A 23,457-nucleotide genomic window follows, 5' to 3' on the forward strand; every position below is an offset into this window, starting at 1 on the left:
ACTAGAGACTGGACGGAAGAACCAGGGCGCCAACAAGGACCAGAGGGCCGGCCACCACCATGGAGAGCCCCCACCGTGTGAGCAGCCTGGTGAGGCGGGGACGTTCGTCGGCGTCCACGGTGGCTACGAACGTGGCGCCCACGGTGGAGAACGGCGAGACGTCAACGATCGAAGAGCACACGCCCAGAGCGGCAATGACTGCCCACCCGGCAATGTCCCCGGACGCCACCAGTGGGAGGGCCAGCGGCACCAGCGCCGCGAGCATGCCGGTGGTTGAGGCGAAGGCGGATACAAGACCGCCGATCGCGCAGATCACCAGCGCTGCCAGCAGCGGAGTCCCGACGGCGCCGGCTGCTTCCCCGAGCAGAGCCACGGCACCCATGGTCTGAAGGACTCCGACGAACGTGATGATCCCGCCCACCAGGAGAACAGTGGACCAATCGATCTTGCTCACCGCCGATTTGCCGGATTGCGGATCGCAGAGCGTGAGGACTGAGGCGAATGCGAAACACAGGACGCCAATGTCCGGGTTCGCTCCAAGGACGGACATCATGATGACGGTGAGGACCAGGCCGGCCATGCAGAGCACCGTGATGATCTGGTTGCGGTTGAGCTGAGGGCCCGACGCCGGTGCCTCCGCTTGCGGTTGGCAGCCTTCCAGGACCTGGACGGTTTGGGCGGCCGCCTTCTGGCCCCGTGCGATGTTGCCTTCGCGCTCAAAAGGGTGCGACGGCGTCGGGCGGCTGGCGCTGAAACGTGGCACATTTGTGCCAAAACCGTCAGCGGTGCGCTTGTTGAGAAGCTTGAACCCGCCGAAAAGGACGTAGGCGGCCGTCAACAGCAGGATGTTGGTGCCCAACGCCACGCTGAAGAGGACCAACGGGTCAAGGTCGATCCCGGCCGCCCTGGCCGTGCCGTAGGTGACGATTCCGAACAGGCTGGTGGGGGCGAACCCTCCGGCACTGAGGCCCGAGCCGATGGCGATTCCCATGAGCATGCGGTCGATGCCGTAGCGCTTGGCCAACGGCATTCCGATGGGCGCCATGACCAGTCCGGCAAGGGGTGAGCCCATGGCGGAGATGCCGATGGTGAGTGCGAAGAAGGCGAGCGGGAGAAAGAAGGCGCGGTCACCCACTTTGGTGATTGCCATTTCGATAATGCGATCGATGGTGCCGTTGGCCTGGGCGATCGCGAAGAAGTACGTCACTCCCACGAGGAGGACCAGGATTCCGATGGGGAAGCCTGCCACCACCTTGTCAATGGTCATCCCCGCCATCCAGACGCCTACCCCGGCAGCTGCTGCGAACATGAGCACTCCGATGTGCACCTTGCGCAGTGTTGCCAGAACAAAGACGCCCACAAAGATGGCCAAGGCAAGTATTTGCAATTCCATAGGGCCGTTCTCCAATCAAACTTCGTCGGTTCACTGGATGAACCGTTGGTTCATTTTGGGAAGTCGCCTGTAATGTAGGGCACTGAGGGAAGTCGGTCAAGCGGGAGTGTGGATGAGTACGCAGAGCGTGGTCACGGCGATTCGTGTGTTGGAAGCGGTCTCGGACAACCAGCCGGCCGGCCTGTCCGAGCTAAGCCGCGAGGTGGACGTCCCCAAGGCCACCGTGCTCCGCATGCTGAGGACGCTGGCCGAACTGGGCTGGGTTGCGCAGTCAGAAGCGCAGGCCGGTAAATGGGTGTTGACCAACCACGCCTTTGCTGTGGCGAGCCGCGGAAGCAGTGGCTCGGTAATTCGCGACGCCGCCATGGGACCGCTGAACGCGCTTCAGCTGGACACCACCGAAACCGTTCACTTAGCCGTGCCGGACCGCGGATACATGCTGATCATCGAGCGCCTGGACACCCCGCACGTTCTCCGGGCGTTCCTGCCCCTGGGGTCGCGGCTTCCCATGCACGCGTCCTCCACGGGAATGGCCTACTTGTCCGCGGCAGATGAAGCTTTTGTGGATGGCTACCTGGCCGGTCCGCTGGAGGCTTTGACACCGCAGACGGTTGTTGATCCCGCCCAGCTCCGGATGATGATCGTTGACACCAGGGCCCGCGGGTACTCCATCAATGAACAGGGACTCAGTACCGGGATCACCTCGATCGGCGTCCCGTTGCTGGGGCCGGGCGGCGTGGCGGCCGGTTCCATCTCCATATCCGGACCGTCCAGCAGAATCGTGCCGGCCAAGTATCAGGAGTACGGCGAGGCGGCGGCGGGAACTGCTTTGGAGATCAGCCGTGCCTTGGGCGCGTTCTCCACAAAGGGATACTAAGTTTCCTGTCCGAATACTTCGTTCCAGCGTAATGCGCGCCTATCATGATGCTATGTACGTACCCCTTCATGGGCAGAGGTCCGTTTGAACTAATTCCGTGAGGGTACGTAAGCGAAATAGGGAAGAAATTCCCTGATCGGTGCCCGTTGGCATGGGTGGCGCTTCAGTAATGAAGTACCAGCGGACGCCTTCCTGAATAGACAACAGTTATTGAAAGGGATGCGTAGCTCAATGAACACTCTCTTAATAATCGCCGGTGTTATCGCGATCATCTTGCTCCTGGTAGGCGGATTCAATCAGGCCCTCAGCTTCCTGCTGTGGGTGGGAATCATCCTTCTGGTGCTGGCCCTGATCGGCTGGGTGGTGGGCCGGGGCCGGTCGCGCGTATGACAACAGACCCCAGTGAAGTTGCCGGTTTTACCCAGGTTCGCGATGGGACCACAACCCCGGGAAATCCGATTCCCAGGGACCCGATAGTGGCTCAATCCAGCAACAAAGTGCCTGCAGGTGACGCCTCGTCGGAAAGTCCCAGCGACGCCGTCGACGCCGGAGCCAGCGAATCTGCCAGCCCGCCCGGCCCGGCAGAAGAGAAGGACGAGAAGACCGCGGACTCACGCGGTCTGACTACCGAAACCAATCCCGCGGATTGATAGGCGCCAGCGCGGCTGCGAACAGGAGATATCCAGTCCGCAGCCGCGCTGTGTCATTCCACGCCAAAAACCGGGATTTGCCGTTAATTACCGGGAGCTGTCTTTAGTGATGGGGATATAAATGCGAATCGGTTCAATCATCGGGCTGTTCGTGGTGGTGTGGCTCATTATTGGGGCCGTTGCAGCCGGTCAGCGGGGATATTTCACTTCGCCACCCGCGCAGTGCTCACAGTTTGCCACCATAGCGTTGAATGTTGTTGCCGGCCCACTGAATTACACGGGCTTGGATCCTCAGGGCGGCTGTGAGATTCCGCAGCCGTCCTAACTAGCTCGCGACGCCTGCGCTGGCGGTGCCCGCTCGTGCCGCGTCGATGGCGCTTGCCGTGGTGGCCTACGGGTTCATGGTGGAAGCCTAGACCCTCGAATGGCCTTTTACTAAGTTTGCTGACTATTATCGTCAAAGGCATGGACATGCCACCAAGGAGCCTTATAGGTTCGAAGTGTTCCATAAACACGTTCCACCGCTCAGGGAAAGGACAGTTCACATGGACAAGCAGAACACCACGCCGGAAGAGGAAGTGGGAGGCTACGGCACTCCTACCGCGGAGCAGGAAGCCGGCGGAGGCCAGGCGCAACCGCGCGTTGAAGAAGACATCGAGGAGGCTTCCCTCGGAGAGGGTACTGGCGCGCCAAACCTCAGCCACCTGAATCCGGAGGATTCAGACAGTGCGGGCGAGCCCGGTGCCGGCCGATTCGGCGGAACCGAAGAGCAAGCCCACGCCGAGCAGTCCAGCGTGCCGGACGGCAACGACGACAGCCTGCCGGACGGCAGCGGCAACGACCTTCCCCAGGAAGAGTCTCCCAACGACGATGACGACGAAAGTTTCGACGCCGGCTAAGAGCTTTGGCTGGCGCGCTCTAGACAGGCGCGCCACTGGTTAAGCAGCCAGCTGGCTGGCGCGCCACCAGCAGTACAGCATGAGCACCCGCGGCGAAATCGAAGGAGCAACCCTATGGCTACGGTCAATAAGTCAATCGAAGTAGATGTCCCCGTAACTGTCGCCTACAACCAGTGGACGCAATTCGAGGCATTCCCCCAGTTCATGAATGGGGTGGAGTCCTTAGAACAAATCGATGAAACGGGCCTCCACTTTTCAACCAATGTGGGCGGAGTGAAGCGCGAATACAATGCGCAGATCATCGAGCAGGTCCCGGACTCCCTGGTGAGTTGGGCCAGCGTTGACGGTCCCCGTAACGGCGGCACCGTAAGCTTCGAGCCCCTGGACTCCGGCCGGACACGGGTGAACGTTGAGATTGTGTGGGAGCCCGAGGGCCTCGCTGAAAAGGCGGGTTCAGCGCTTGGTGCGGACAGCCTGCGCGTCGGCGCGGATCTGGACAAGTTCAAGAAGTTCATCGAAGCCCAAGGGCATGAAACCGGTGCTTGGCGTGGCACGGTGTCCGGCGGAGATGTTGATGACACGGGTCAGACCCCAGGCAGTAGCGCGCCGGGTCTCTAGCGCCAGGCTTCGGACTGGCTCAGACTGGATACAGCACCAATAGATTGCTCCAACGGGGGCCGGCCACGTCAACGGGCCGGCCCTCGTGGCACCCCCAGAAGACAGGATTTCCGCCATCATGGCAACCACCGGCACCGTGGAAGTTGAACAGAAATTCGACGCCGACGCGTCCGCGCCGCTGCCGGCCTTGGATCAGCTGGATGGCATCGGAAAAGTGGGTGAACCGGCGAGCCATAGCCTGGAAGCCATCTACTTTGACACCCAGCACTTGGCCCTCGCGGCCCGGGGAATCACTTTGCGCCGCCGCACCGGTGGAACTGACGCCGGATGGCATCTGAAGCTCCCGCACAGCGCTGGCAGGCGAATAGAGATCCAAGCACCGCTGGGCAACGCGGAGACGGTCCCGGTAGAACTCACGGACCGTGTGCTCGCCTACACGCGGGGACATGCAGTGGCTCCAGTCGCAACGCTGACCACGGAACGCACCAGTTACCCCTTGTATGGCAAAGATGGCCGCCGCATGGCCGAATTCGTAGATGATCACGTTCGCGCAGAGGCGATGCTTGGTGAACCGCGTGAACTTCAATGGCGTGAGTGGGAAGTGGAGCTGGCATCGGATGTAGCCGACCACGCTCTGCTGAGCACACTAACGAAACAACTTGCCGACGCCGGCGCTAAGCCGAGTAAGCGTACTTCCAAGCTGGCCACCGCCTTGGGCGACTCATGGCCCGCCTCGCGGCGGACGGAACGCGACGAGCCCAGCGGCCAGGGCCCAGCGGCGGTTCCCGTGCTCAGTTATCTGGACGAACAAGTGGCCGAGATGCTCCTCCAGGATTCACATGTCCGCCTTGCCCGTGACGATTCGGTCCATCAAATGCGGTCCCAGATCCGCCGGATCCGGGCCGTGTTGCATGGTTTTAGTGAGCTCTTCGAGCCGACGGCTGTGAAGGATCTGGAACGGGAGTTGAAATCGCTCGCGCGGACCCTGGGCCGGTACCGCGACGTTGAGGTTCTGCACGAACGCCTGAAGGTCAGCCTTGAGGAACTGCCGGGGAAGCTGGTTCTCGGTCAGCTCGGGGATGAGCTTGAACAACGCATGTCCCTGAGGGCCAACAATGCGATGTCTGCCGTGCGGAACCGGTTGAACAGCCCCCGCTACTTCACGTTGCTGGACAATCTGGAAGCCTTCCTGGAGCATCCCCCGCTGACTCCAACGGGGTCTCGGCCGGCCAAGAAAACCACGGCAAAGCTCGTCAACAAGGCTGGCAAAAGACTCCGCAAACGCCACAATGCAGCGGTGGGTACCGCCGTCGGGCCTGAACACGACAAGGCCTTCCACGAAGTCCGGAAGGCCGCCAAAAAGCTGCGTTTTGCCGCCGCAGCCGTGGAAGGCATCCACGGTAAGCGTGCTGTGAAGCTGGGGAACGCTGCGCACAACGTTCAGTCCATCCTCGGCGACCACCAGGACAGTGTCATGGCCCGAACGGAACTGCTGAAGCTGGGTTCCGCGCCGGGCATCAGCAACAGTGCCTTCACGTATGGCGTGCTCCATGCCATGGAAAGCACCGCGGCTGATGCGACGCTGGAAAAATACCTGCGAAAGAGCAAGAAGGCGCGAAAGCTTCGCCTCAAGAAGTAGGAGTTTGTGTACAGCAAATGCCCTAAAAACGCCTTCTAAAGGTCATCTGCTGTACACAAACTCCCGGGACTTACTTTTTGAGGAACGCCAGCAGGGCCTCGTTGATCTCTGCCCCGTGCGTCCAGAGCAGACCGTGCGGTGCGCCTTCAATCTCCAAGTACTCTGCGCTGGGCAGGGCGTCCTTGAATCGCCGTCCGGTGACGTCGATGGGCAGGATGTTGTCCGCCGTGCCGTGAACAATCAGGGCCGGGACGTCGATCTTGGGGATGTCGGCACGGAAGTCCGTGAGCCAGGTGGGCTGGGCGGCAACTGAGGCGAAAGCCCCGGACTTGCTGGCCAGGTTCCAGCTGGCATCCACGGATTCCTGGCTGAGCCGGTCGGTGCCCAGGAAAGTGTCGCTGTTGTAGAAGTTCTTGAAGAAGTCGGTGAAGAAGGCGTAGCGGTCTGCTTTGACGGCGGCGGCAAGGCCATCGAAGACGTCCTGCGGGACGCCGTCAGGGTTGTCGTCGGTCTTCAGGAGGAACGGCTCCAACGAACCGAGGAACACAGCCTTGGCAACGCGTGCCGAACCGTACGTGCTGATGTAGCGCGCAACTTCGCCGGTGCCCATGGAGAAGCCCACCAAGACGGCATCGTTCAGGTCCAGCGTGTCCAGCACGGTTTTCAGGTCTGCGGCGAAGGTGTCGTAGTCGTAGCCCTCGGTGGGCTGGCTGGACTTGCCGAACCCGCGGCGATCGTACGTAATGACGCGGTAACCGGCGTCGAGCAGAGCGGCTGTCTGCTTCTCCCAGGAGGAACCGTCCAACGGGTAGCCGTGAATCAGGACCACTGCCTGGCCGGTCCCATGGTCCTCGTAGTAAAGCTCGATCTCAGAGCTGTTTTCGTTTCCGACGGTGATGTAAGCCAAAACTCAAGTCCCTTCGATGCGGTTCAACACGAACGTTTCCAGCCTACTGTTGGGGCCGGCACCGGCAGAACAGCTACACAGGGTGGTGTTCCCACCACCACCATCCACGGACACTGGTTGTCGACGTTGCAACGGGGGAATCTTGGATCACCGCCGATGACGAATCCAAGGAATACTCATGCCCCTTGCCCTATCCTCCGCCACAAAGACTTATGCCTCCATCGACGACCTCTTGGGCGATGGACGCAGCCGCTTCTTCAGCCACGGTTACAAGACCACCAACCCCCGGCTGAGGAATCTTCGCGTTGCCCACACTGTTGCCGAGTCCTCGCTGACCGCCCGCGCCGGTTTGGGCATGGACGGAGTTTGGTCCGTCAAAGGCAACCGGGAACAAACTCCGCATCTTGGCACAACGGACGTTCTTGTCCTTGCCTGCAGAATGGCGGAAGCCCTGTTGGCGAGCAGATTTTCGCCGGAGATATTGCCTGCCGCCTACCTGACATCCGTCACTATCTCCGGAGGCAGTGAACCGGTGGAAGGAAGCCTGAGTGACCTTATTGCGTGGCGACCCTTCGGGACCACGGACGCGGGTCCATCCTGAGATGCTCGGTTGCCTCCATGACCGCGGTACTCGAAGTGGCCCATGGTTCGGCTGAACTCGGACTCGCGTCCGTTCAGTCACCCTCGGAGGAAGCTTTGGTGGGTGACCCTGCCACTCGCCTCTACGGGGAGCTGTGGGCCGAGCGGCAGGTTGACTTGCTGAACGTGGTTCTGGAAGCGGACCTTCGCGAACCAGAGCTTGGTGCAGGCCACGCGCAACTCTCACTCCGCCAGCATCCCGCCGCGGCCCACCAGTTGGGGGTGCGCCGCGGACTGGAAGCTGCGTACCCGCACGCGCTCTCCGCCGCGGAGTACTTTGTGGCCACTCTGCAACTGGGGCAGGTGCTGCTCTACAGATTGGATGCCATGAACCGTTCCGACAGCAACACGCTCTGGATGCGCAAAACCCGGATGACTTTTAGCGGCCCCGGCCCGAAGATTGGGGGCGGGCGGGGAACCGCTTTGGGTGTGCGTTTGCGGAGGAGCCGGCTCATCGGAAAGAACGACGGATCTTGGCGCTGTGCCGACGTAGTGGGAACTTTCGACGGCGGCGAAGTAGTCTGCAGCGTCGCTCACGAATTGCCGCCAGGGACTGTCCAATGATCGTGGGATCCGCGGTGGTTCGAGGCCTGGGGGGCGCGCTTCCCGAACGCGTGGTCACCAATGAGCACCTCTCCACCGTCATGGACACCTCTGATGAATGGATCCGCCGCCGGACCGGCATCGCTGAGCGGCGTCATTCGGATGAAACTGAGAGCACCAGTGTCCTCGCAACAACAGCAGCGCAACGAGCCTTGGCAAGTGCTGGCGTCGATTCTGTGGGCCTGTTGATCGTGGCAACCTCGACGCCGGACAAGGTCTGCCCGGCTACTGCACCGAAGGTTGCGGCGAACCTCGGGCTCCACGGAATCGCTGCGTTCGATATCTCGGCAGTCTGCTCGGGTTTTGTCTACGCGCTTGCTACCGCCAGCTGGGCCATCACCTCGGGCTCAGTTGATTCGGCTCTGGTGATTGGCGCGGATACATTTACCCGCCTGTTGGATCCGACCGACCGTACGACGTCCGTGATCTTCGGAGACGGTGCAGGAGCCGCATACCTTTCAGCCGGAACTGCAGAGGAACCAGGAGCCATCCTTGCTTCCACGCTCCACTCCGACGGCAACGGGGAAACGTTGATCCATGTTCCTCGCACCGCCGGTGCTTTCTTTGAAATGCAGGGCAAGGAAGTGTTCACGCAAGCGGTGGCCGCGATGTCAGACTCTGTGGCGACCGTTCTGACCACTGTTGGCTGGACGGCGGGCGAGGTAGATTCCCTGATCGCCCATCAAGCCAACCTGCGGATCCTTAACACCGTGGCCTCGGTGACTGGAATACCCACCTCCAAAGCTGAGGTCCACTTGGACAGGGTAGGCAATACCTCAGCCGCCTCGATTCCGCTGGCTATGACTGACGCCAGCACCAAGGGCCACAGGATCCCCGGGGACAAAGTGGTCCTAACTGCCTTCGGCGGGGGAACCACCTGGGGTGCCATCGCCATGACCTGGCCTTCGATCTCGGTGGTGGACCCGCATTAGGGCCACCACCGATTCCTGCCGGCATAGGCCGCGCAGGATCATAGCGGCCCGGTCATCTGGGCCACCTTATAAAGGGGGAAACAATGGAAATTACAGCTTTGGACGTCGTTGAGGCCATCCGATCCACTATGGACGAGCTCAGCCACATGAGTCCTGACGACTCATTCGCGGACCTGGACATCGATTCACTGTCCTTGGTTGAAGCGGCTGTCATTCTCAGCAACAAGTTCGGCGTGCGCGTAGACGAATTCGAGCTCGCGGACGCCGGAACCGCACGCGTTGCCGCGGGGCTGGTGACCGGAAAGCTGGCCTTGCAGCCCGTCGTCTAGCCGGAACCGGCTAACAAGTCACGTTTGCCAATACATAGACACAGAAACCAACAGCGAGGACACCCATGACCATTCCGGCAATTGCAGTCGTTTATTACTCAGGTTCCGGCCACACAAAGGTTCTGGCAGATGCGGTGGTCACCGCTGCCGGCTCGACGGGCGCCACCGCAGCCCTGTTCCGTGTGGATGAACTGACCGAGGAATCCTGGAAATTCATTGATGAGGCGGACGCCATCATCTTTGGAGCACCCACGTACATGGGCACCGCACCCTCGGCATTCCATGCTTTCGCAGAAAAGACCGCGGGCCGTTGGGCGGTGCAGAAGTGGCACAACAAGCTGGGTGCGGGCTTCACCAACGCTGCCTGTAAAGCAGGGGACAAAAACTCCACACTGGATTACTTCGCCACTTTTGGCGCGCAGCACGGTATGAACTGGATCAACCTCGGCCTGCTTCCCGGCTGGAAGAGCACCAAGGGTACTGAAAACGACCTCAACCGTTTCGGCTACTTCAATGGTGCCGCCGCTCAGACGTTCTCGGACGTCGGCATTGAGGGCGTCCACCCCGCCGATATCGCTACGGCCGCTCACTTGGGCCTACGCGTTGCGGAAATCACGGCGATCTTCGCGGCAGGGAAGGCAGCCCTGGGGAATCAAGACCTGTCGAACCCCAACTCGGACCGGGAACTTATCAGCGCGGGAGCTTAGACGCCCTTGGCAAACGGCGCCCGGAGTTACGTGACAATCTCCGGCAAGACGGTTGAGGCCTGGCGACACCCGGATACGGGAGTCTCCAGGCTTTATCCGTGGCGCCGAACCGTGTGGAGGTCTTTGCCAGGTTCAGAGGACAGTGTCATTTCCACGAACATCCGCACTGTAGAACTGTCCAGATGGAACAGGTGGCCCCCACTCTCCACTTTCAGCAAGCGGGGCTCGGCCGCGCACCACGCCGCCCACCGAAGGGAATCCGAAACCGGGACCACCGGATCATCGGCACTGTAGAGCACGGTGGTTGGAACCTCCATTTGCTTCTTGGGCGGACGTCCCGGATATCCCGCCAACAAACCGAGGTCCTCAAGGAGGACTTCCCGGGCACGCTGGGATAGTGCCCCAGCAGCGGCAACTGCGGCAGCACCGTCGTCGTACATTCCCGACGGGGGGCGCACCGCAGCAAGGAAGAGGTGAGCCACCCGGCCTGAGCGCTGGAGCCGAAGAGCGATCTCGAAGGCGAGGACCGCTCCCAAACTGTGACCGTACAGGGCGAGCCGGTCAGGCGCCGGCGCGGACGCCGTCACGCGCGCAGCGAGGACATCAGCCGCAGCCCCCAAGGATGTGAAGTTCCGCCCACGGAATCCAAGTTTGCTAACCGTCACACCGTTGAAGCGCCAGCCCGCGAAACTGGCTGTGGTTCCCCCGGCGTGATGCAGGCAAAACAGGTGCACGCAGGGTCCCAACGATCAGTTGAAAGCGAGCCGGTGGCGGTCGTGCTCCAAGCGGGAAACGGCCACGTCATCCATGTGCTCCTCCGCCCATTCCTTCATTTCGAAGATGATCCGCAGCAGTGAGCGGCCACGCGGGGTGAGCTCGTAATCGGTACGGATGGGAACAGAGACGGTGACATGCCGGAGGACCAAGCCATCGCGTTCCAGCGAGCGGAGGGTGGACGTCAGCATCTTTTGGCTGGCACCTGGAATGCGCTTCCGGAGGTCGCTGTGGCGCTGCTGTCCGTCCTCAAGGGCAAGCATTACCAGGGTGACCCATTTGCTGCTGATGGCCTCCAGCAATTGCCGGGCCGGGCAAAGGTCTAATGATGCGTTGTAGTGCTTCCGGGCTTTCTGGCGTTTCTGTTCAGCCGTGAGAGTCATATCCCCAATACTTTCCTCATCAAGTGGACTGGTGGGCACAGTTTACTTCCGGCCTGTGACAGGTGGGGGAACGGTGTAGTAAACCTTAACTCACGGGCGCTGCGGAGACCCCGCGCGCTGCCTCAACCAGCAGTGATTCCCCGGCCAGTGCCATGAATGGCAGGTCGGAATGGTGATCCCCGTAGGCGAAACTGCCAGCCAGATCCACGTTGTTTCCTGATGCGTGGGCCAGGACGGCCCGCTTTTTGGCCTCACCCACCAGTGCTTCCTCAATCTCTCCGGTGTACTCTCCTGCTGCCACCAACGGGCGGGTGCATATCAGCGCGAGCTGGGGCCACCGCCGTCGAACACGCACCAGCGCCGGCTCGAAGGATGCCGTCACGGCCACCAGCTGCCGTCCGGAATCCACGTGGGCGTCCAGGAGCGAAGTCACAGGCTCCAAGAAATCCCACGCGGCTGCCTGTTGATCCTGCAGATCGGCCCAGCGCTCGCCCAGTTCGGCCACTTCTGTGACGCTTCGACTCTTCCACCAGCGGAAGTAGCGGGCGTTCGTCACCGAACGCGGGATCCCGTTTGCCGCTGCGGTGCGCAGGCCGGCAAGGAACTCCTCAGCTTCATTACCGCGTGCATGCTCGGTGGCGTCGAAGCGGAGGAACTCGAAGATGGTGTTGTAGGCAGTGACGGTGCCGTCGATGTCTGTGTAGGCGGTCTGGCCAGGGCCGCGGGAGGATTCTTCCACAGGAAGAATCCTAGGGACTGATTCGCGGATGGGAAGCACCCAATGGCAGGGCACTTTGAGGTGCCCTAGGCACAAAAGAGTGCTTTCTTATGCGGTGTCGCGCTGTCAGCGAGGATCGATACGGGACACAAAGCGTCCCCCGAAGCAAAGCCTCGAAAGGAAGCCAATGCCTACCATCCTCCACGTCAACGCCTCTCCGCGCTATGCCAACAGCGATTCCCTGCGGCTGGCCCGGCACTTCATCGACTCCGTCCAGACTGCCGGTGCGGAAAGCTTCGAAGTGGAGACGTTGAACTTGTTCGACGACGGTGCGCTGCCCGTTTTCGGACGCATCGCCGCCGCCGCGAAGATGGCTGTCTTCACTGGGCAGGACCAGACGCCGGAACAGGTGGCTGCTTGGGAATCGGCCCGCGCAGTGTTCGACCAGTTCGCTGCCGCCGACGCCTACGTCTTCAACATCCCCATGTGGAACGCGGGCGTTCCCTATGTCTTGAAGCAGTGGATCGACATCATCACCCAGCCCGGCTGGAGCTTTGGTTTTGACCCGGAGCAGGGCTACCGCGGCCTGCTGGAAGGCAAGCAGGCCCTGGCGATCCACACCAGCGGCGTCTACGCCCCCGGTGTCCCGGCGGCGTTCGGCTCGGATTTCAGCAGCACCTTCTTTGCCGACTGGCTGAACTTCGTGGGCATCGAGGACGCCACGCACGTGCGCTTCGCTCCCACGGTGCTCAATGGTGATGTGGATGGCACCCGCCAAGTTGCCGAGGCTGACCTCAGTGACGCCGCCATCGTTTTCGCCGGCAAGCTCAGCGCCGCGGGAACCCTCCAGCTCGTCAACGACTAAGGGCGGATGTAGTGCGCATCGGCATTTCAGGTACATACTCCTCGGGCAAGACATTCACGTCCATGGCTTTGTCACACTACACGGGGCTGCCCCGGACGCGGGCGAGGACCATGCGCGAAATTCTCCCCGAGGCCGCGCCTGGTAAGACCCTTGAGGAGTGCACGGCTGCAGAGCTTATCCAGATGATTGTGACCCGTCATGTTGAGAGGGCCGTTTACGAGGACAAGCTTTCGGCAGGGTTCATTTCTGACGGGTCATCCCTCCAGGAATGGATTTATGGGTCCGTACGGGTTTCGCTCGGCCTGAATCCCAGTGCCTCGGCGCATCTTTCGGTGGGCGAGACCGTTGAAAAGACGCCGGAGCTAGCCTTCTTCGAAGAAGTGATGACAAGCCTTGGCAACAGCTTCAAAAGGCACGTACAGAACTCCTTCGATGTGTTCGTGCACCTGAAGAACGAGCTCCCGCTCTCGGCCGACGGCCACCGGCCCGTCAACGATCAGTTCCGGAACATGTCGGACGCCATCCTGCAGGAAACCATGGACGAGCTGGGGATCCCGTTCTATGTGGTGTCCGGTTCCGTGGAGGAACGACTCGAAAAGATCGCTAACCTGTTCAGCCTGGAACCGCGCATGAGTCCGCAGGACGCTGCACGGTTGGCTTCAGAAGAGTATGCGCAACTGGACGTGCGCTCCGAGCGGGAACGCGTCCTGCAGTAATCCGCCTGACCCAGGATTCGGATTCTACTCACCCGTCCGTCCGGCCGACTGCCTAAGAGCGGTCGGTCGGGCGCTCGTCATTAGTGGAGAACCCATGCCCACCCATCCTTCTGCTTCCCATCAAACGCGGTCCAACCATGCGCGCTTGGGCGAGTTCTTCCGTACCCGCCGCGAACAGACGCGCCCGGAGGATGTCGGATTGCCGGTGAGTTCACGCCGCCGGACTCCCGGACTCAGGCGGGAAGAGGTCGCCGTGCTGGCCAACGTTGGCGTCTCTTGGTACACGTGGCTGGAGCAGGGCAGGGCTATCGGCGCTTCCGTGGAAATCCTGGATGCCATAGCAAATGCCCTGCAGCTCAGCCCGGAAGACAGGACGTACGTCCGCAGGCTGGCTTCCGGGCGCCGGCTCAGTCCGGTCACGGCCAACGGGCAGGCGGGGGATAGCGGTGGCCAGCCCCTGACGGGGACGGGCGGGAGGTCTTTCGACGTCGACGACGCCCAACTGGCACTCCTGCAGCAACTGGTGGATGCCATAGCGAACCCAAGTTACGTTGCCGACCCGTTCTGGACCGTTGTTGCCATGAACGCGGCCGCCGCAGGCACCTTTGATACGCGTGTGGGCGAAAGCTGTCTCCACCGATTCTTCACGGATCATGAGCTTGCCCGGCCCCACGTACACAAAGAGATGATGGCCCGATCCATGGTTGCCCAGTTTCGTGCACAATCAGCCAAGTTTCCTGACGATCCTCGTTTCGACATCCTGGCCCGGAGTCTCTGTGCCGTCTCCAAGACCTTCGACGAGCTGTGGCAGCGTCAGGTGGTTGGCGACTCCTACCACGTTGACGTTGTGTACGACCACCAAACGCTCGGCCGGCTCAGCTTCGCTCCCATGGTTCTGAGCGTCCCGCAATTTCCGGCCCTCCGCCTGTTCACCTACCTGCCCAAAAGAGGCACGGGGACGCAGGCAGCACTTTTAGGGCTTGGACGGAAGGCTGTTGTCTAGTCTGTCTGGATCAGAGGTTGGTCATCCGCTCGCCGGCGTCGTTGTAGCGGCCGCCCTCCACGGTGATTTTCGCGGCGGCCGCCTCGATCTCGTCCAGTTCAGCAGGTGAAAGTTCGACGTCGGCCGCGGCCAGGTTCTCTTCGAGGCGGTGCAGTTTCCGTGTGCCGGGAATCGGCACGATCCATGGCTTCTGCGCCAGCAACCATGCCAAGGCGATCTGGCCCGGCGTCGCGCCTTTTCGTTCAGCGATTCCGGCAAGGAGGTCCACCACGGCCTGATTGTTCTGCATGGCCTCGGGCGTGAACCGGGGGATGGTGCTGCGGATGTCGTTGCCGGATTCGAAGCTGGTGGAAGCGTTGATGGTGCCGGTCAGGAAGCCTTTGCCCAGTGGGCTGAAGGGAACGAATCCGATTCCAAGTTCTTCGCAAACGTCCAGGACTTCTTCTTCGGGGCGGCGCCACCACAAGGAGTACTCGCTCTGAACCGCAGCCACTGGGAGGACTGCGTGGGCTCGCCGGATGGTCCCTGCGGCTGCTTCTGACATACCGAAGTGCTTCACCTTTCCGGCGTCTACCAATTCCTTGACAGCACCTGCCACGTCCTCGATTGGCACCTCCGGATCGACGCGGTGCTGGTAGTAGAGGTCCAGTGCGTCCACTCCGAGCCGACGCAGGGATCCCTCAACTACTTCCTTGATGACCTCGGGCCTGCTGGTGACCTTGCCGCTTGGCTTCCGCTCAGCGGGGTCGATGTCCCAGCCGAACTTGGTGGCGATGACCACTTGGTCCTTGAACGGTGCCAATGCTTCGCCAACAAGTTCCTCATTGGCATAGGGGCCGTAGATCTCGGCGGTATCGAAGAACGTCACGCCGCGCTCCACGCCTGTGCGGATGAGGGAGATCATTTCGTCGCGATCCGGCCGTTCGCTGTAGCCGCCGCTCATGCTCATGCATCCCATCCCAATCGCGGAAACCTCCAGGCCGTTGGTGCCGAGTGTGCGCTTCTCCATGGTTGTACTCCTCTGCTGTTCGGGCTGATGACTACTTCGACGTTATGGGGCCGGACGGGTGTGAGGGAGTCCCTGACATTACCCCTCACATCCCTCTAGTTGCCCACAGCAACCAGACGTAAACTGGCCTTCGGTTCATACGATTTCTGCTGGGAGTTCCCATGTTGTGGAAGGTAGTTGTTCGGTTTCTGCGGTCGCATCAGCGGCTGCTGATCGCCGTCGTCGTCTTCCAGCTGGCGCAGTCCATTGCGTCCCTGTACCTTCCGACGCTGAACGCCGACATCATCGATAACGGCGTCGCCACCGGGGACACGGACTACATCCTGCGCATGGGTGGGCTCATGCTGCTCATTACCCTGGTGCAGATCGCCTGTGCGGTGGTGGCCGTGTATTTCGGCGCGAAGGCCGCCATGGGGATGGGCCGGGATCTTCGTGACGCGATTTTCAGCAGGGTGGGGGAGTTCTCCGAGCAGGAGGTCACCAAATTCGGGGCGCCGTCCTTGATCACGCGCTCCACCAATGACGTCCAGCAGGTGCAACAACTGGTGCTCATGTCCTGCACGCTCATGGTGGCGGCACCCATGCTCAGCATTGGCGGCGTGATCATGGCCGTGCGGCAGGACGCCCAACTCTCCTGGCTGATCGCCGTCTGCGTGCCGGTGCTGCTGGTGGCGGTCGGGTTGATCGTGACGCGGATGGTGCCGCTGTTCCGCAAGATGCAGGTCCGGATCGACGCCGTGAACAGGGTCCTCCGTGAGCAGCTCACCGGTATCCGTGTGGTGCGGGCCTTCGTCCGCGAGGACATGGAAGCCGCCCGTTTTGCCAAAGCGAACGACGACGTCACTGACGTTGCGCTGCGGGCCGGCCGTCTGATGGCTCTCATGTTCCCTGTGGTCATGCTGGTGATGAACGTTTCCTCCGTGGCGGTGATCTGGTTCGGATCCTTCAGGATCGAGGACGGCTCCATGCAGGTGGGCACCCTGATCGCGTTCCTGAGTTACCTCATGCAGATCCTGATGTCCGTCATGATGGCCACGTTCATGGCCGTGATGATCCCGCGCGCGTCCGTCTCGGCCGACCGGATCGGCGAGGTGCTGGACACCGAATCAAGTGTCCAGCCGCCGTCGAACCCCGTCACCGGCGGTATCCGCCGCGGCGAACTGGAGATGCGCTACGTCGGATTCGCCTACCCGGGTGCCGAGCAGCCGGTGCTGAGCGGGCTTTCTTTCACCGCCCGAGCGGGGGAGACCACCGCGATCATCGGAAGCACCGGCGCCGGCAAGACCACGCTCGTGAACCTCATGCCGCGGCTGTTCGACGCCACGTCCGGTTCCGTGCTGATGGACGGCGTGGACGTCCGTGAGCTGCACCCGGATCTGCTCTGGGGCCACATCGGGCTGGTGCCGCAGCGGCCCTACCTGTTCTCCGGAACGGTCCGCAGCAACCTTCGCTACGGCAAACCCGATGCCACTGAGGACGAGCTGTGGCAGGCCCTGTCCGTGGCTCAGGCCCGGGATTTTGTGGAAGAGATGGAGGGTGGCCTGGATGCGGTCATTTCACAAGGCGGCACCAACGTTTCCGGCGGCCAACGGCAGCGGCTCGCGATCGCTCGGGCGCTGGTGAAACAGCCGGAACTCTACATCTTTGACGACTCCTTCTCATCCTTGGACACCGCCACCGATGCCCGGCTCCGGCAGGCTCTCAAACGCCATACCAAGGGCGCCACGCTGGTGATCGTGGCGCAACGCGTCTCCAGCATCGCGGACGCGGACCAGATCTTAGTGCTCGACGACGGCAGGATTGTTGGGCGCGGATCGCACCATGAGTTACTGGAGACCTCCGAAACCTACAGGGAAATCGTGTCCTCCCAGCTCGCGGCCGAGGAGGCAGCATGAGCGCCGTATCAGCCGGACCACGCGGTCCTCAACGGCCAGCCATGGGACCGGGCCGCGGTGGTCCGTTTGCCGGGATGAACGTCCCGGCTGAGAAAGCCTCGAACTTCAGTGCCTCTGCCCGGCGGCTGCTGGGGACGCTCCGGCCGGAGCGTCTTTGGTTGATTCTGGTGTTGGTCTTTGCCGTGGTCAGTGTTGCCCTGTCCGTCATCGGGCCAAGGCTGCTGGGCGAAGGCACCAACCTGATCTTCGCCGGTGTCGTCTCAAAACAGCTTCCTGCAGGCGCCTCCAAAGCCGATGTGATCGCGGGCTTGCGCGCTTCAGGTGATGACAGCAAGGCCGACATGCTGAGCGCCATGACCCTCACTCCCGGCGTCGGAATCGACTTCACCGCGCTGGCCTCTGTGCTGCTATGGGCGCTGGCGCTGTATGTCCTGGCCTCAGCGTTCGGTTGGATGCAGGCGTACGTGCTCAACGGCGTCGTACAGCGGACCGTGTACCGCCTCCGCGAGCGGATCGAAGCGAAAATCCATAGGCTGCCCCTGCGCTATTTCGACTCCATCCAGCGCGGTGAGCTGCTCAGCAGGGTGACCAATGACGTGGACAACATCTCCCAAAGCCTGCAGCAATCCATCAGCCAGGTGGTCTCCTCCCTGCTGACCGTGCTGGGTGTGCTGGTGATGATGTTCCTGCTCTCGCCGCTGTTGGCCCTGATTGCCTTGGTGACCATTCCGTTGACGCTGGGAACCACGCTGCTGATCGCCAAACGCTCGCAGAAACTGTTCGTGGCGCAGTGGAAGAACACCGGTGAGCTCAACGGCCAGATTGAGGAAACGTACACCGGGCACGCTCTGGTGAAGGTGTTCGGGCGGCAGAACGAGGTTCAGGAGAAATTCCGGGCGAAGAACGGCGAGCTGTATCAGGCGAGCTTCGGCGCGCAGTTCGTGAGTGGCCTGATCATGCCGGCCATGACGTTCATCGGGAACCTGGTGTACGTCGGAATCGCCGTGGTGGGTGGCCTGCAGGTGGCGTCCGGCTCCATGCAATTGGGCGACGTCCAGGCTTTCATCCAGTACTCGCGGCAGTTCACCATGCCACTGGCGCAACTCGGATCGATGGCCAACATGCTGCAATCCGGCGTTGCCTCAGCCGAGCGGGTGTTCGATCTGCTGGATGAGGAGGAAGAATCTGTTGAGCCTGCTCCCGTTCCTCAGTCCGGTCCTTCGCGGGGGCGTTTGGTGTTCGAGAACGTGTCCTTCAGGTACTCGCCGGACAAACCGCTCATCACGGACCTCAGCTTGGTCGCCGAGCCGGGGCAGAGCATCGCCATAGTAGGGCCAACCGGTGCGGGTAAAACCACCCTGGTGAACCTCATGATGCGGTTCTACGAGTTGGACTCAGGGCGCATAACGCTCGACGGCGTGGACATCGCCTCGCTCTCGCGGCAGGAACTCCGCTCGCGGATGGGCATGGTCCTCCAAGATACCTGGCTGTTCGGGGGGACGATTCGAGACAACATTGCGTACGGTAGGCCCACTGCCTCGGAAGCCGAGATTATGGAGGCTGCCCAGGCCACGTACGTGGACCGGTTCGTGAAGTCGCTGCCCGAAGGGTATGACACCCTGCTGGACGATGAAGGCGGCAACGTTTCTGCCGGTGAGAAGCAGCTGCTCACCATTGCCCGCGCCTTCCTGTCCCGGCCCTCCGTACTGATCCTGGACGAAGCCACCAGCTCCGTGGATACCCGGACCGAGGTGTTGGTGCAGAAGGCCATGAACGCTCTGAGGTCCGACCGGACGAGCTTCGTCATCGCCCACCGGCTCTCCACCATTCGCGACGCCGATCTCATCCTGGTGATGGAAGCCGGGCAGATCGTGGAACAGGGGACACATTCGGAGCTGCTTGCTGAGGGTGGGGCGTACGCCCGGTTGTACGAGGCGCAGTTCGCGGCGCCCGTCTCTGAGGTCTAGATTTGTGGGATGCTTTGGCTTTCGCCCCATCTTTCGTCACTGTGAGTTGTTAGGACGTAAAGACCATCACAACCATTCCAGATCTCATCCACCTCACTCCCGAAGCCCGGCGAGTACTTGAAAGCCTGCGGACTGCGGGTGGCCGTCCACTCATCGTTGGAGGATCCGTCCGGGACGCGTTGCTCTCCCGTGCCCGCGGCGTGGAGGTGGACTCGAAGGACATCGACATTGAGGTCTATGGGTTGACCGCCGCTCAGGTGACGGCAGCATTGCCTGGTCACGTCATGGAAGTGGGGCAGCACTTCGGGATCGTCTCCGCCACGGTGGGTGGTCAAGTCTTCGATGTGTCACTACCTCGCCAAGAGTCCGAGACGGAGGCCTTTGCCCGCCGGGACTTCACCATCAATGCCATGGGCTGGGATGACAGGAGCGGTGACGTTGTGGACCCATTTGGGGGACAACGTGACCTGGCCGCCGGCCTGCTGCGCCACACCAGCACGGCGTTTAGAGACGACCCGCTGAGAGTGCTGCGGGCCATGCAGTTCAGCGGTCGCTTTGGGTTCGAACTCGTCCCGGAAACTGCGCAGTTGTGCAGGAGCCTTGCGCCCGCCTTTGCCGACCTGCCCAAAGCGCGGATCTGGGGTGAGTTTTACAAGCTGGCCTCCAAGGGCACTTATATCTCCAAGGCACTGGAGACCCTGCACGTTTCCGGGTGGGAGGAACATTTCCTCGAGCTGGCCGCCACCCGCGGAGTCCCACAGGATCCAGAATGGCACCCCGAGGGCGACGTGCACACCCACCTCGGATTGGCTGGAGACCAAGCAGCCCGCATCGCCCGGCGCGAGCAACTGGATGCCCACGAAACAGCTACCTTGGTACTGGCCGCCGTCACCCACGACCTTGGCAAAGCACTATCCACCATCATCGATGCCAATGGCAGGATCACGTCCAACGGGCACAACGTCACTGGTGTTGAGCCGGCGCGGAGTTTCCTGCACCGGATTGGAGCGCCTGGACGATACGAAGACAAGATCCTGCCGCTGATCCGGGAGCACATGTGCCACACCCCGGAAGGGCACCACGGAACCATCAGTGATTCGGCGGTCCGCAGGGTGATTCGACGCTTGGATCACGCCAACGGCGGACCATTACTGGTGGACTGGGCTCGGCTGGTGGAAGCGGACAAGGAAGGACGCGGGTTTGGGGCCCGTCAAGGCGTCAATCACTTGCCGACCTGGCTCTCGAAGGCCGAGCGGCTAGGCAAAGAGAGGATCGTGGGCACCACCTTGTTGAAAGGTGCCGCCTTGGCTGACGCCGACATCCCGCGTGGACGGCTGTGGCAGTTCGTGATTGAGCAGAGTCGAGACGCTCAAGACGACGGTCTGTTCAGCGACGAGGAAGGGGCGGAGGCTTGGCTTCATGCCCACCGGGACGCCGTGGTGGCCGTGGCGATACGGAGGCTGGACGAGTTCCAGGCACGGAAGTAAGCAAAGTAAGCGTCAGGGTCACGGCAACCGCGACGGCCGCAGCACGTTGGACTCCCCGGCCTTGGTGGGATCGAGCGGAACCGGACTGACCAACACTGCCGGCCCGCGATGCAGCAAGCCGCCGGAAAGCACCTGACAGCGGACACCGCCACGCCCTCGCATCGCCTTATGTGCGCCCGGGGCGAGCATCTGGTCCATCCAGGCGCAGGGGTGGGCCGGGCGTCCCGCCTTCAAACGCACCTCATCTCCGCCCGATTCAAGAGTGAACTCGTGCCCCAGCAAGGGAGCCAGCTCCACTCCGCGAAGGACAACGTTCCGCCGCGTCAACAGGGGATCGAAGGGCCCAGCCCCCAGCTCAGCCGCGATGGATTCGAGGGCTTCCATCGCAAACAAGGTCACTGCGGCATCCATATGGGCGGCTTTGCCGAAGAACCTGTCGCCGACAATCCCTTTGCCTGCGACCAGTTCTGCCTGATCCGCGTCAGTAGTGGGAACGTCTGCTGCCCCTTCCCTGGCGCGACCGAAATAGGCGTGGGCCGGCGACACCAAAAGGTGCAGGACTTCGACGTCGTATCTGTAGTCAGCGGTCATCCCCCAACGCTAGCGCCAGCTGGCTGGGAGCGCACCGCATCAGCGCCCCAGGCCCTTCATGGTGGTGAGCAAGGTGTCGTGGATGTACACGAGTTCCGGGCTGGCTTCTGCGGCCCAGGAGGCGTCTTCATTGTCAGGGCTCACGTCGCCCCAGTCAGTGGCACTGTCAACCCATTCAGGCGCTTCCCCGCTGTGCTGGTAGATCCACCACAGATTGCTCCAAGGGTCCACGACGCGCGAAAGGCGATCGCCGAAGAAGTCGGTGGGAGCTGTCACCACGGTCGCTCCAAGACCAATGGCACTTGCCAGTGTCGCGTCAAGATCATCCACATAGACCTGCAAAAGGCTGGGGGTGAACGGCCAGTCCGGTTTCCTCTCAGCCACCATCACCGTTGAGTCGCCTACTTTGAGTTCGGAATGAAGGATCAGACCGTCGTCGTCAAGGGTGTGGGCCTCGGGTATCGCTTGTGCCCTGAAGACTGTGGTAAGGAAAGAGATCATCCCGGGCGCGTCCTCAGTCATTATGAAGGAGTTGACCGTGTTGTACCCCTCCGGGGCTTTGGGAATGCTCATAGTGGTGACCCTTTGACGTTGGTGAGTGGTACCTACAAGTCAGCCACGTATTGTGCTGGTTGGCTTGAAGAAAAACGCCATCTCAATCCGCGACGTGGCGGGCAATGATCTGTGCCGGAGTTTCAGATCGGAGCAGACGCAAAGAGCGGGACATATGCGCTTGGTCCGCGTATCCCGCAGCCGCGGCGGCTGAGCTCGCGGAGTACCCGCTCTGAAGCAGAAAGAAGGCGGCGCGTGCTCGTTCCAGCTGTTCGATCTGTTTACGGCTCAGGCCGGTGACCCAACGGATATGGCGTTGCCAACTGCGCGGCGAGTATCCGCCGATGTCGCCAGCCAGGGACCGGCCGACGTCGTCGCGACTGACGATTGCGCCGTCGTCGAGCAGACGCCCAACGAAAGCCTCCAGGCCTTCGTACTCCGGGATGCTGTACTGCCGTCCGAGGAATTCGAAGAAGTCTCCGTCCACCGCAAGCTCCACGGTTTCCCCGAGGATGCTTTGCTTCGACGCGCCATCGATGACCACATGGGACCGGAATTCAACGCCCCAGTAGTTGTCGCCTTGGATGCTCTCGAGAACCCGCGGCTGCAAGGACGGGCCGATCAGCTCCGCTCGGAGCGTTGCGTCACTGCGACGCGTGAAGGCCAGGCCCCAGAACTCGTTGGCCGGGTCCGTGTAGATATCTGGTTCTTCAACGAAAGCCCGCCACACGGAGTTGATGGCGGGCGACGAGCTGGGCTTCTGCTCATACATCATCGCCAGCTTAGTGTGCCCGGCTAACTGGTTCACGCGATGGAAGACCATTGCCCTGCAATGTAAAGGGTGCTTTACTTCAGACATGAGTAAAGCATCCTTTACATCAAGACGGGCGCCAGTCCACCACTACGTCCTGGCGATCATCCTCGGCGCCATCCTGACACTTGCAGTTTCCGTCGCGGTGGGAGCATCAAATCCGGATGACTTCTGGCTTGCAGCGGGCATAGGTGCCCTATGCGCCGCCTATCCGGCGATGTCGCTTGGAGCCAAGGTTTTCGTTTCGAACCACACGGTCACCCGCGATCCGCATGGCGAGCAGAGCGTCGAGTTGCAGTGGATGCGCCAAGCGGGAGCGGGGGCATTCCTGGACGTCCTTGTGGTTATTGTGGTCGCTTCGCTGGTGCTGGCCATCAGCCGCTTCGACATCGATGCGCTTCCTGTCCTTCTAGGTCTGGTTGCCTTGAGCGCGGTTGACGCCGGCCTGCGGTACGTGGCCATCCGCCACCGTGCGCTGAAGTAAGGCTCCGCT

28 protein-coding genes are annotated in these 23,457 nt (G+C 61.8%); 19 read left to right on the forward strand and 9 right to left on the reverse strand.

The features are described 5' to 3' along the window. Position 1 precedes the first annotated feature (1 nt). Entirely contained in the window at positions 2 to 1,393 is a 1,392-nt protein-coding gene (locus ACIQH5_RS16925; RefSeq protein ID WP_400405530.1) for an SLC13 family permease, read from the reverse strand. A gap of 112 nt (positions 1,394 to 1,505) precedes the next feature. Here ACIQH5_RS16925 and ACIQH5_RS16930 point away from each other — a divergent pair, with 112 nt between their 5' ends. From ACIQH5_RS16930 to ACIQH5_RS16960, 7 genes are all read left to right on the forward strand, one after another. Beyond that, positions 1,506 to 2,270, forward strand: coding sequence for an IclR family transcriptional regulator (locus tag ACIQH5_RS16930; protein WP_400405533.1), 765 nt, complete (start codon positions 1,506 to 1,508; stop codon positions 2,268 to 2,270). Between the two features lie 231 nt (positions 2,271 to 2,501). Next, positions 2,502 to 2,660 (forward strand): hypothetical protein, encoded by a 159-nt coding sequence (locus tag ACIQH5_RS16935; protein ID WP_018778776.1) that lies wholly within the window; start codon positions 2,502 to 2,504, stop codon positions 2,658 to 2,660. 86 nt (positions 2,661 to 2,746) lie between these two features. Then, positions 2,747 to 2,920: a hypothetical protein gene (locus ACIQH5_RS16940; RefSeq protein WP_400405537.1), complete on the forward strand. Its 174-nt coding sequence runs from the start codon at positions 2,747 to 2,749 to the stop codon at positions 2,918 to 2,920. Between the two features lie 121 nt (positions 2,921 to 3,041). Beyond that, positions 3,042 to 3,245 carry a hypothetical protein gene (locus ACIQH5_RS16945; RefSeq protein ID WP_400405540.1) on the forward strand — a complete coding sequence of 68 codons (204 nt, stop codon included), beginning with the start codon at positions 3,042 to 3,044 and terminating at the stop codon, positions 3,243 to 3,245. A 220-nt stretch (positions 3,246 to 3,465) separates the two neighbouring features. After that, positions 3,466 to 3,819, forward strand: a complete 354-nt coding sequence (locus tag ACIQH5_RS16950) for a hypothetical protein (protein WP_400405542.1) — start codon at positions 3,466 to 3,468, stop codon at positions 3,817 to 3,819. 114 nt (positions 3,820 to 3,933) lie between these two features. Further along, positions 3,934 to 4,437, forward strand: a complete 504-nt coding sequence (locus tag ACIQH5_RS16955; RefSeq protein ID WP_400405545.1) for an SRPBCC family protein — start codon at positions 3,934 to 3,936, stop codon at positions 4,435 to 4,437. A 118-nt stretch (positions 4,438 to 4,555) separates the two neighbouring features. After that, positions 4,556 to 6,076, forward strand: a complete 1,521-nt coding sequence (locus ACIQH5_RS16960) for a CHAD domain-containing protein (RefSeq protein WP_400405547.1) — start codon at positions 4,556 to 4,558, stop codon at positions 6,074 to 6,076. 70 nt (positions 6,077 to 6,146) lie between these two features. Here the strand turns inward: ACIQH5_RS16960 and ACIQH5_RS16965 are convergent, their stop codons facing one another. Continuing rightward, a complete protein-coding gene (locus ACIQH5_RS16965) occupies positions 6,147 to 6,983 on the reverse strand; it encodes an alpha/beta fold hydrolase (protein ID WP_400405550.1) in 837 nt (278 codons plus the stop codon). A 178-nt stretch (positions 6,984 to 7,161) separates the two neighbouring features. Between ACIQH5_RS16965 and ACIQH5_RS16970 the strand changes: the two genes are divergently transcribed. The 5 genes from ACIQH5_RS16970 to ACIQH5_RS16990 all read left to right on the forward strand — a co-directional run bounded on the left by ACIQH5_RS16970 (position 7,162) and on the right by ACIQH5_RS16990 (position 10,193). Then, positions 7,162 to 7,584: an AvrD family protein gene (locus ACIQH5_RS16970; RefSeq protein ID WP_400405552.1), complete on the forward strand. Its 423-nt coding sequence runs from the start codon at positions 7,162 to 7,164 to the stop codon at positions 7,582 to 7,584. 17 nt (positions 7,585 to 7,601) lie between these two features. Next, positions 7,602 to 8,186: an AvrD family protein gene (locus ACIQH5_RS16975; RefSeq protein ID WP_400405554.1), complete on the forward strand. Its 585-nt coding sequence runs from the start codon at positions 7,602 to 7,604 to the stop codon at positions 8,184 to 8,186. Further along, entirely contained in the window at positions 8,183 to 9,157 is a 975-nt protein-coding gene (locus tag ACIQH5_RS16980) for a beta-ketoacyl-ACP synthase III (protein ID WP_400405556.1), read from the forward strand. Before ACIQH5_RS16975 ends, ACIQH5_RS16980 begins: the two co-directional genes overlap by 4 nt. A gap of 83 nt (positions 9,158 to 9,240) precedes the next feature. Then, a complete protein-coding gene (locus ACIQH5_RS16985) occupies positions 9,241 to 9,486 on the forward strand; it encodes a phosphopantetheine-binding protein (protein ID WP_400405559.1) in 246 nt (81 codons plus the stop codon). Positions 9,487 to 9,551: 65 nt separating this feature from the next. Further along, complete coding sequence (locus tag ACIQH5_RS16990; RefSeq protein WP_400405561.1) at positions 9,552 to 10,193, forward strand: flavodoxin family protein; 642 nt, start codon at positions 9,552 to 9,554, stop codon at positions 10,191 to 10,193. A gap of 92 nt (positions 10,194 to 10,285) precedes the next feature. Here ACIQH5_RS16990 and ACIQH5_RS16995 read toward each other — a convergent pair whose 3' ends face one another. From ACIQH5_RS16995 to ACIQH5_RS17005, 3 genes are all read right to left on the reverse strand, one after another. Further along, complete coding sequence (locus ACIQH5_RS16995; protein WP_400405563.1) at positions 10,286 to 10,927, reverse strand: thioesterase II family protein; 642 nt, start codon at positions 10,925 to 10,927, stop codon at positions 10,286 to 10,288. Between the two features lie 15 nt (positions 10,928 to 10,942). Continuing rightward, positions 10,943 to 11,350, reverse strand: a complete 408-nt coding sequence (locus ACIQH5_RS17000; protein ID WP_400405566.1) for a winged helix-turn-helix transcriptional regulator — start codon at positions 11,348 to 11,350, stop codon at positions 10,943 to 10,945. 85 nt (positions 11,351 to 11,435) lie between these two features. Continuing rightward, the gene (locus ACIQH5_RS17005; protein WP_400405567.1) at positions 11,436 to 12,089 is read right to left on the reverse strand and encodes an HAD family hydrolase; all 654 of its coding nucleotides are present in this window, start codon (positions 12,087 to 12,089) and stop codon (positions 11,436 to 11,438) included. 166 nt (positions 12,090 to 12,255) lie between these two features. Between ACIQH5_RS17005 and ACIQH5_RS17010 the strand changes: the two genes are divergently transcribed. The 3 genes from ACIQH5_RS17010 (at position 12,256) to ACIQH5_RS17020 (ending at position 14,652) form a co-directional block, all read left to right on the forward strand. Beyond that, positions 12,256 to 12,933: an FMN-dependent NADH-azoreductase gene (locus ACIQH5_RS17010; protein ID WP_400405570.1), complete on the forward strand. Its 678-nt coding sequence runs from the start codon at positions 12,256 to 12,258 to the stop codon at positions 12,931 to 12,933. 11 nt (positions 12,934 to 12,944) lie between these two features. Next, on the forward strand, positions 12,945 to 13,649 hold the full coding sequence (locus ACIQH5_RS17015; protein ID WP_400405573.1) for an AAA family ATPase: 705 nt from the start codon (positions 12,945 to 12,947) through the stop codon (positions 13,647 to 13,649). Between the two features lie 94 nt (positions 13,650 to 13,743). Beyond that, entirely contained in the window at positions 13,744 to 14,652 is a 909-nt protein-coding gene (locus ACIQH5_RS17020) for a helix-turn-helix transcriptional regulator (RefSeq protein ID WP_400405575.1), read from the forward strand. A gap of 10 nt (positions 14,653 to 14,662) precedes the next feature. Here ACIQH5_RS17020 and ACIQH5_RS17025 read toward each other — a convergent pair whose 3' ends face one another. Then, positions 14,663 to 15,661: an aldo/keto reductase gene (locus tag ACIQH5_RS17025; RefSeq protein WP_400405577.1), complete on the reverse strand. Its 999-nt coding sequence runs from the start codon at positions 15,659 to 15,661 to the stop codon at positions 14,663 to 14,665. Positions 15,662 to 15,822: 161 nt separating this feature from the next. Between ACIQH5_RS17025 and ACIQH5_RS17030 the strand changes: the two genes are divergently transcribed. The 3 genes from ACIQH5_RS17030 to ACIQH5_RS17040 all read left to right on the forward strand — a co-directional run bounded on the left by ACIQH5_RS17030 (position 15,823) and on the right by ACIQH5_RS17040 (position 21,010). After that, positions 15,823 to 17,556: an ABC transporter ATP-binding protein gene (locus ACIQH5_RS17030; RefSeq protein WP_400405580.1), complete on the forward strand. Its 1,734-nt coding sequence runs from the start codon at positions 15,823 to 15,825 to the stop codon at positions 17,554 to 17,556. Then, positions 17,553 to 19,523, forward strand: coding sequence for an ABC transporter ATP-binding protein (locus ACIQH5_RS17035; RefSeq protein ID WP_400405582.1), 1,971 nt, complete (start codon positions 17,553 to 17,555; stop codon positions 19,521 to 19,523). The genes ACIQH5_RS17030 and ACIQH5_RS17035 overlap by 4 nt, the downstream gene beginning before the upstream one ends. 152 nt (positions 19,524 to 19,675) lie before the next feature. Beyond that, entirely contained in the window at positions 19,676 to 21,010 is a 1,335-nt protein-coding gene (locus ACIQH5_RS17040) for a CCA tRNA nucleotidyltransferase (RefSeq protein WP_400405688.1), read from the forward strand. A gap of 18 nt (positions 21,011 to 21,028) precedes the next feature. On the opposite strand, the gene ACIQH5_RS17045 is transcribed toward ACIQH5_RS17040, so the two are convergent. From ACIQH5_RS17045 to ACIQH5_RS17055, 3 genes are all read right to left on the reverse strand, one after another. After that, the gene (locus ACIQH5_RS17045; protein ID WP_400405584.1) at positions 21,029 to 21,601 is read right to left on the reverse strand and encodes an MOSC domain-containing protein; all 573 of its coding nucleotides are present in this window, start codon (positions 21,599 to 21,601) and stop codon (positions 21,029 to 21,031) included. A gap of 39 nt (positions 21,602 to 21,640) precedes the next feature. Beyond that, positions 21,641 to 22,174, reverse strand: coding sequence for a VOC family protein (locus tag ACIQH5_RS17050; RefSeq protein ID WP_400405587.1), 534 nt, complete (start codon positions 22,172 to 22,174; stop codon positions 21,641 to 21,643). 82 nt (positions 22,175 to 22,256) lie between these two features. Continuing rightward, positions 22,257 to 22,928: a helix-turn-helix domain-containing protein gene (locus ACIQH5_RS17055; protein ID WP_400405589.1), complete on the reverse strand. Its 672-nt coding sequence runs from the start codon at positions 22,926 to 22,928 to the stop codon at positions 22,257 to 22,259. 82 nt (positions 22,929 to 23,010) lie between these two features. Here ACIQH5_RS17055 and ACIQH5_RS17060 point away from each other — a divergent pair, with 82 nt between their 5' ends. Continuing rightward, positions 23,011 to 23,448 carry a hypothetical protein gene (locus ACIQH5_RS17060; protein WP_400405592.1) on the forward strand — a complete coding sequence of 146 codons (438 nt, stop codon included), beginning with the start codon at positions 23,011 to 23,013 and terminating at the stop codon, positions 23,446 to 23,448. The last annotated feature ends 9 nt before the right edge of the window (positions 23,449 to 23,457 follow it).

The organism is Paenarthrobacter sp. NPDC091711 (genome assembly GCF_044756605.1).
GTDB lineage: Bacteria > Actinomycetota > Actinomycetes > Actinomycetales > Micrococcaceae > Arthrobacter.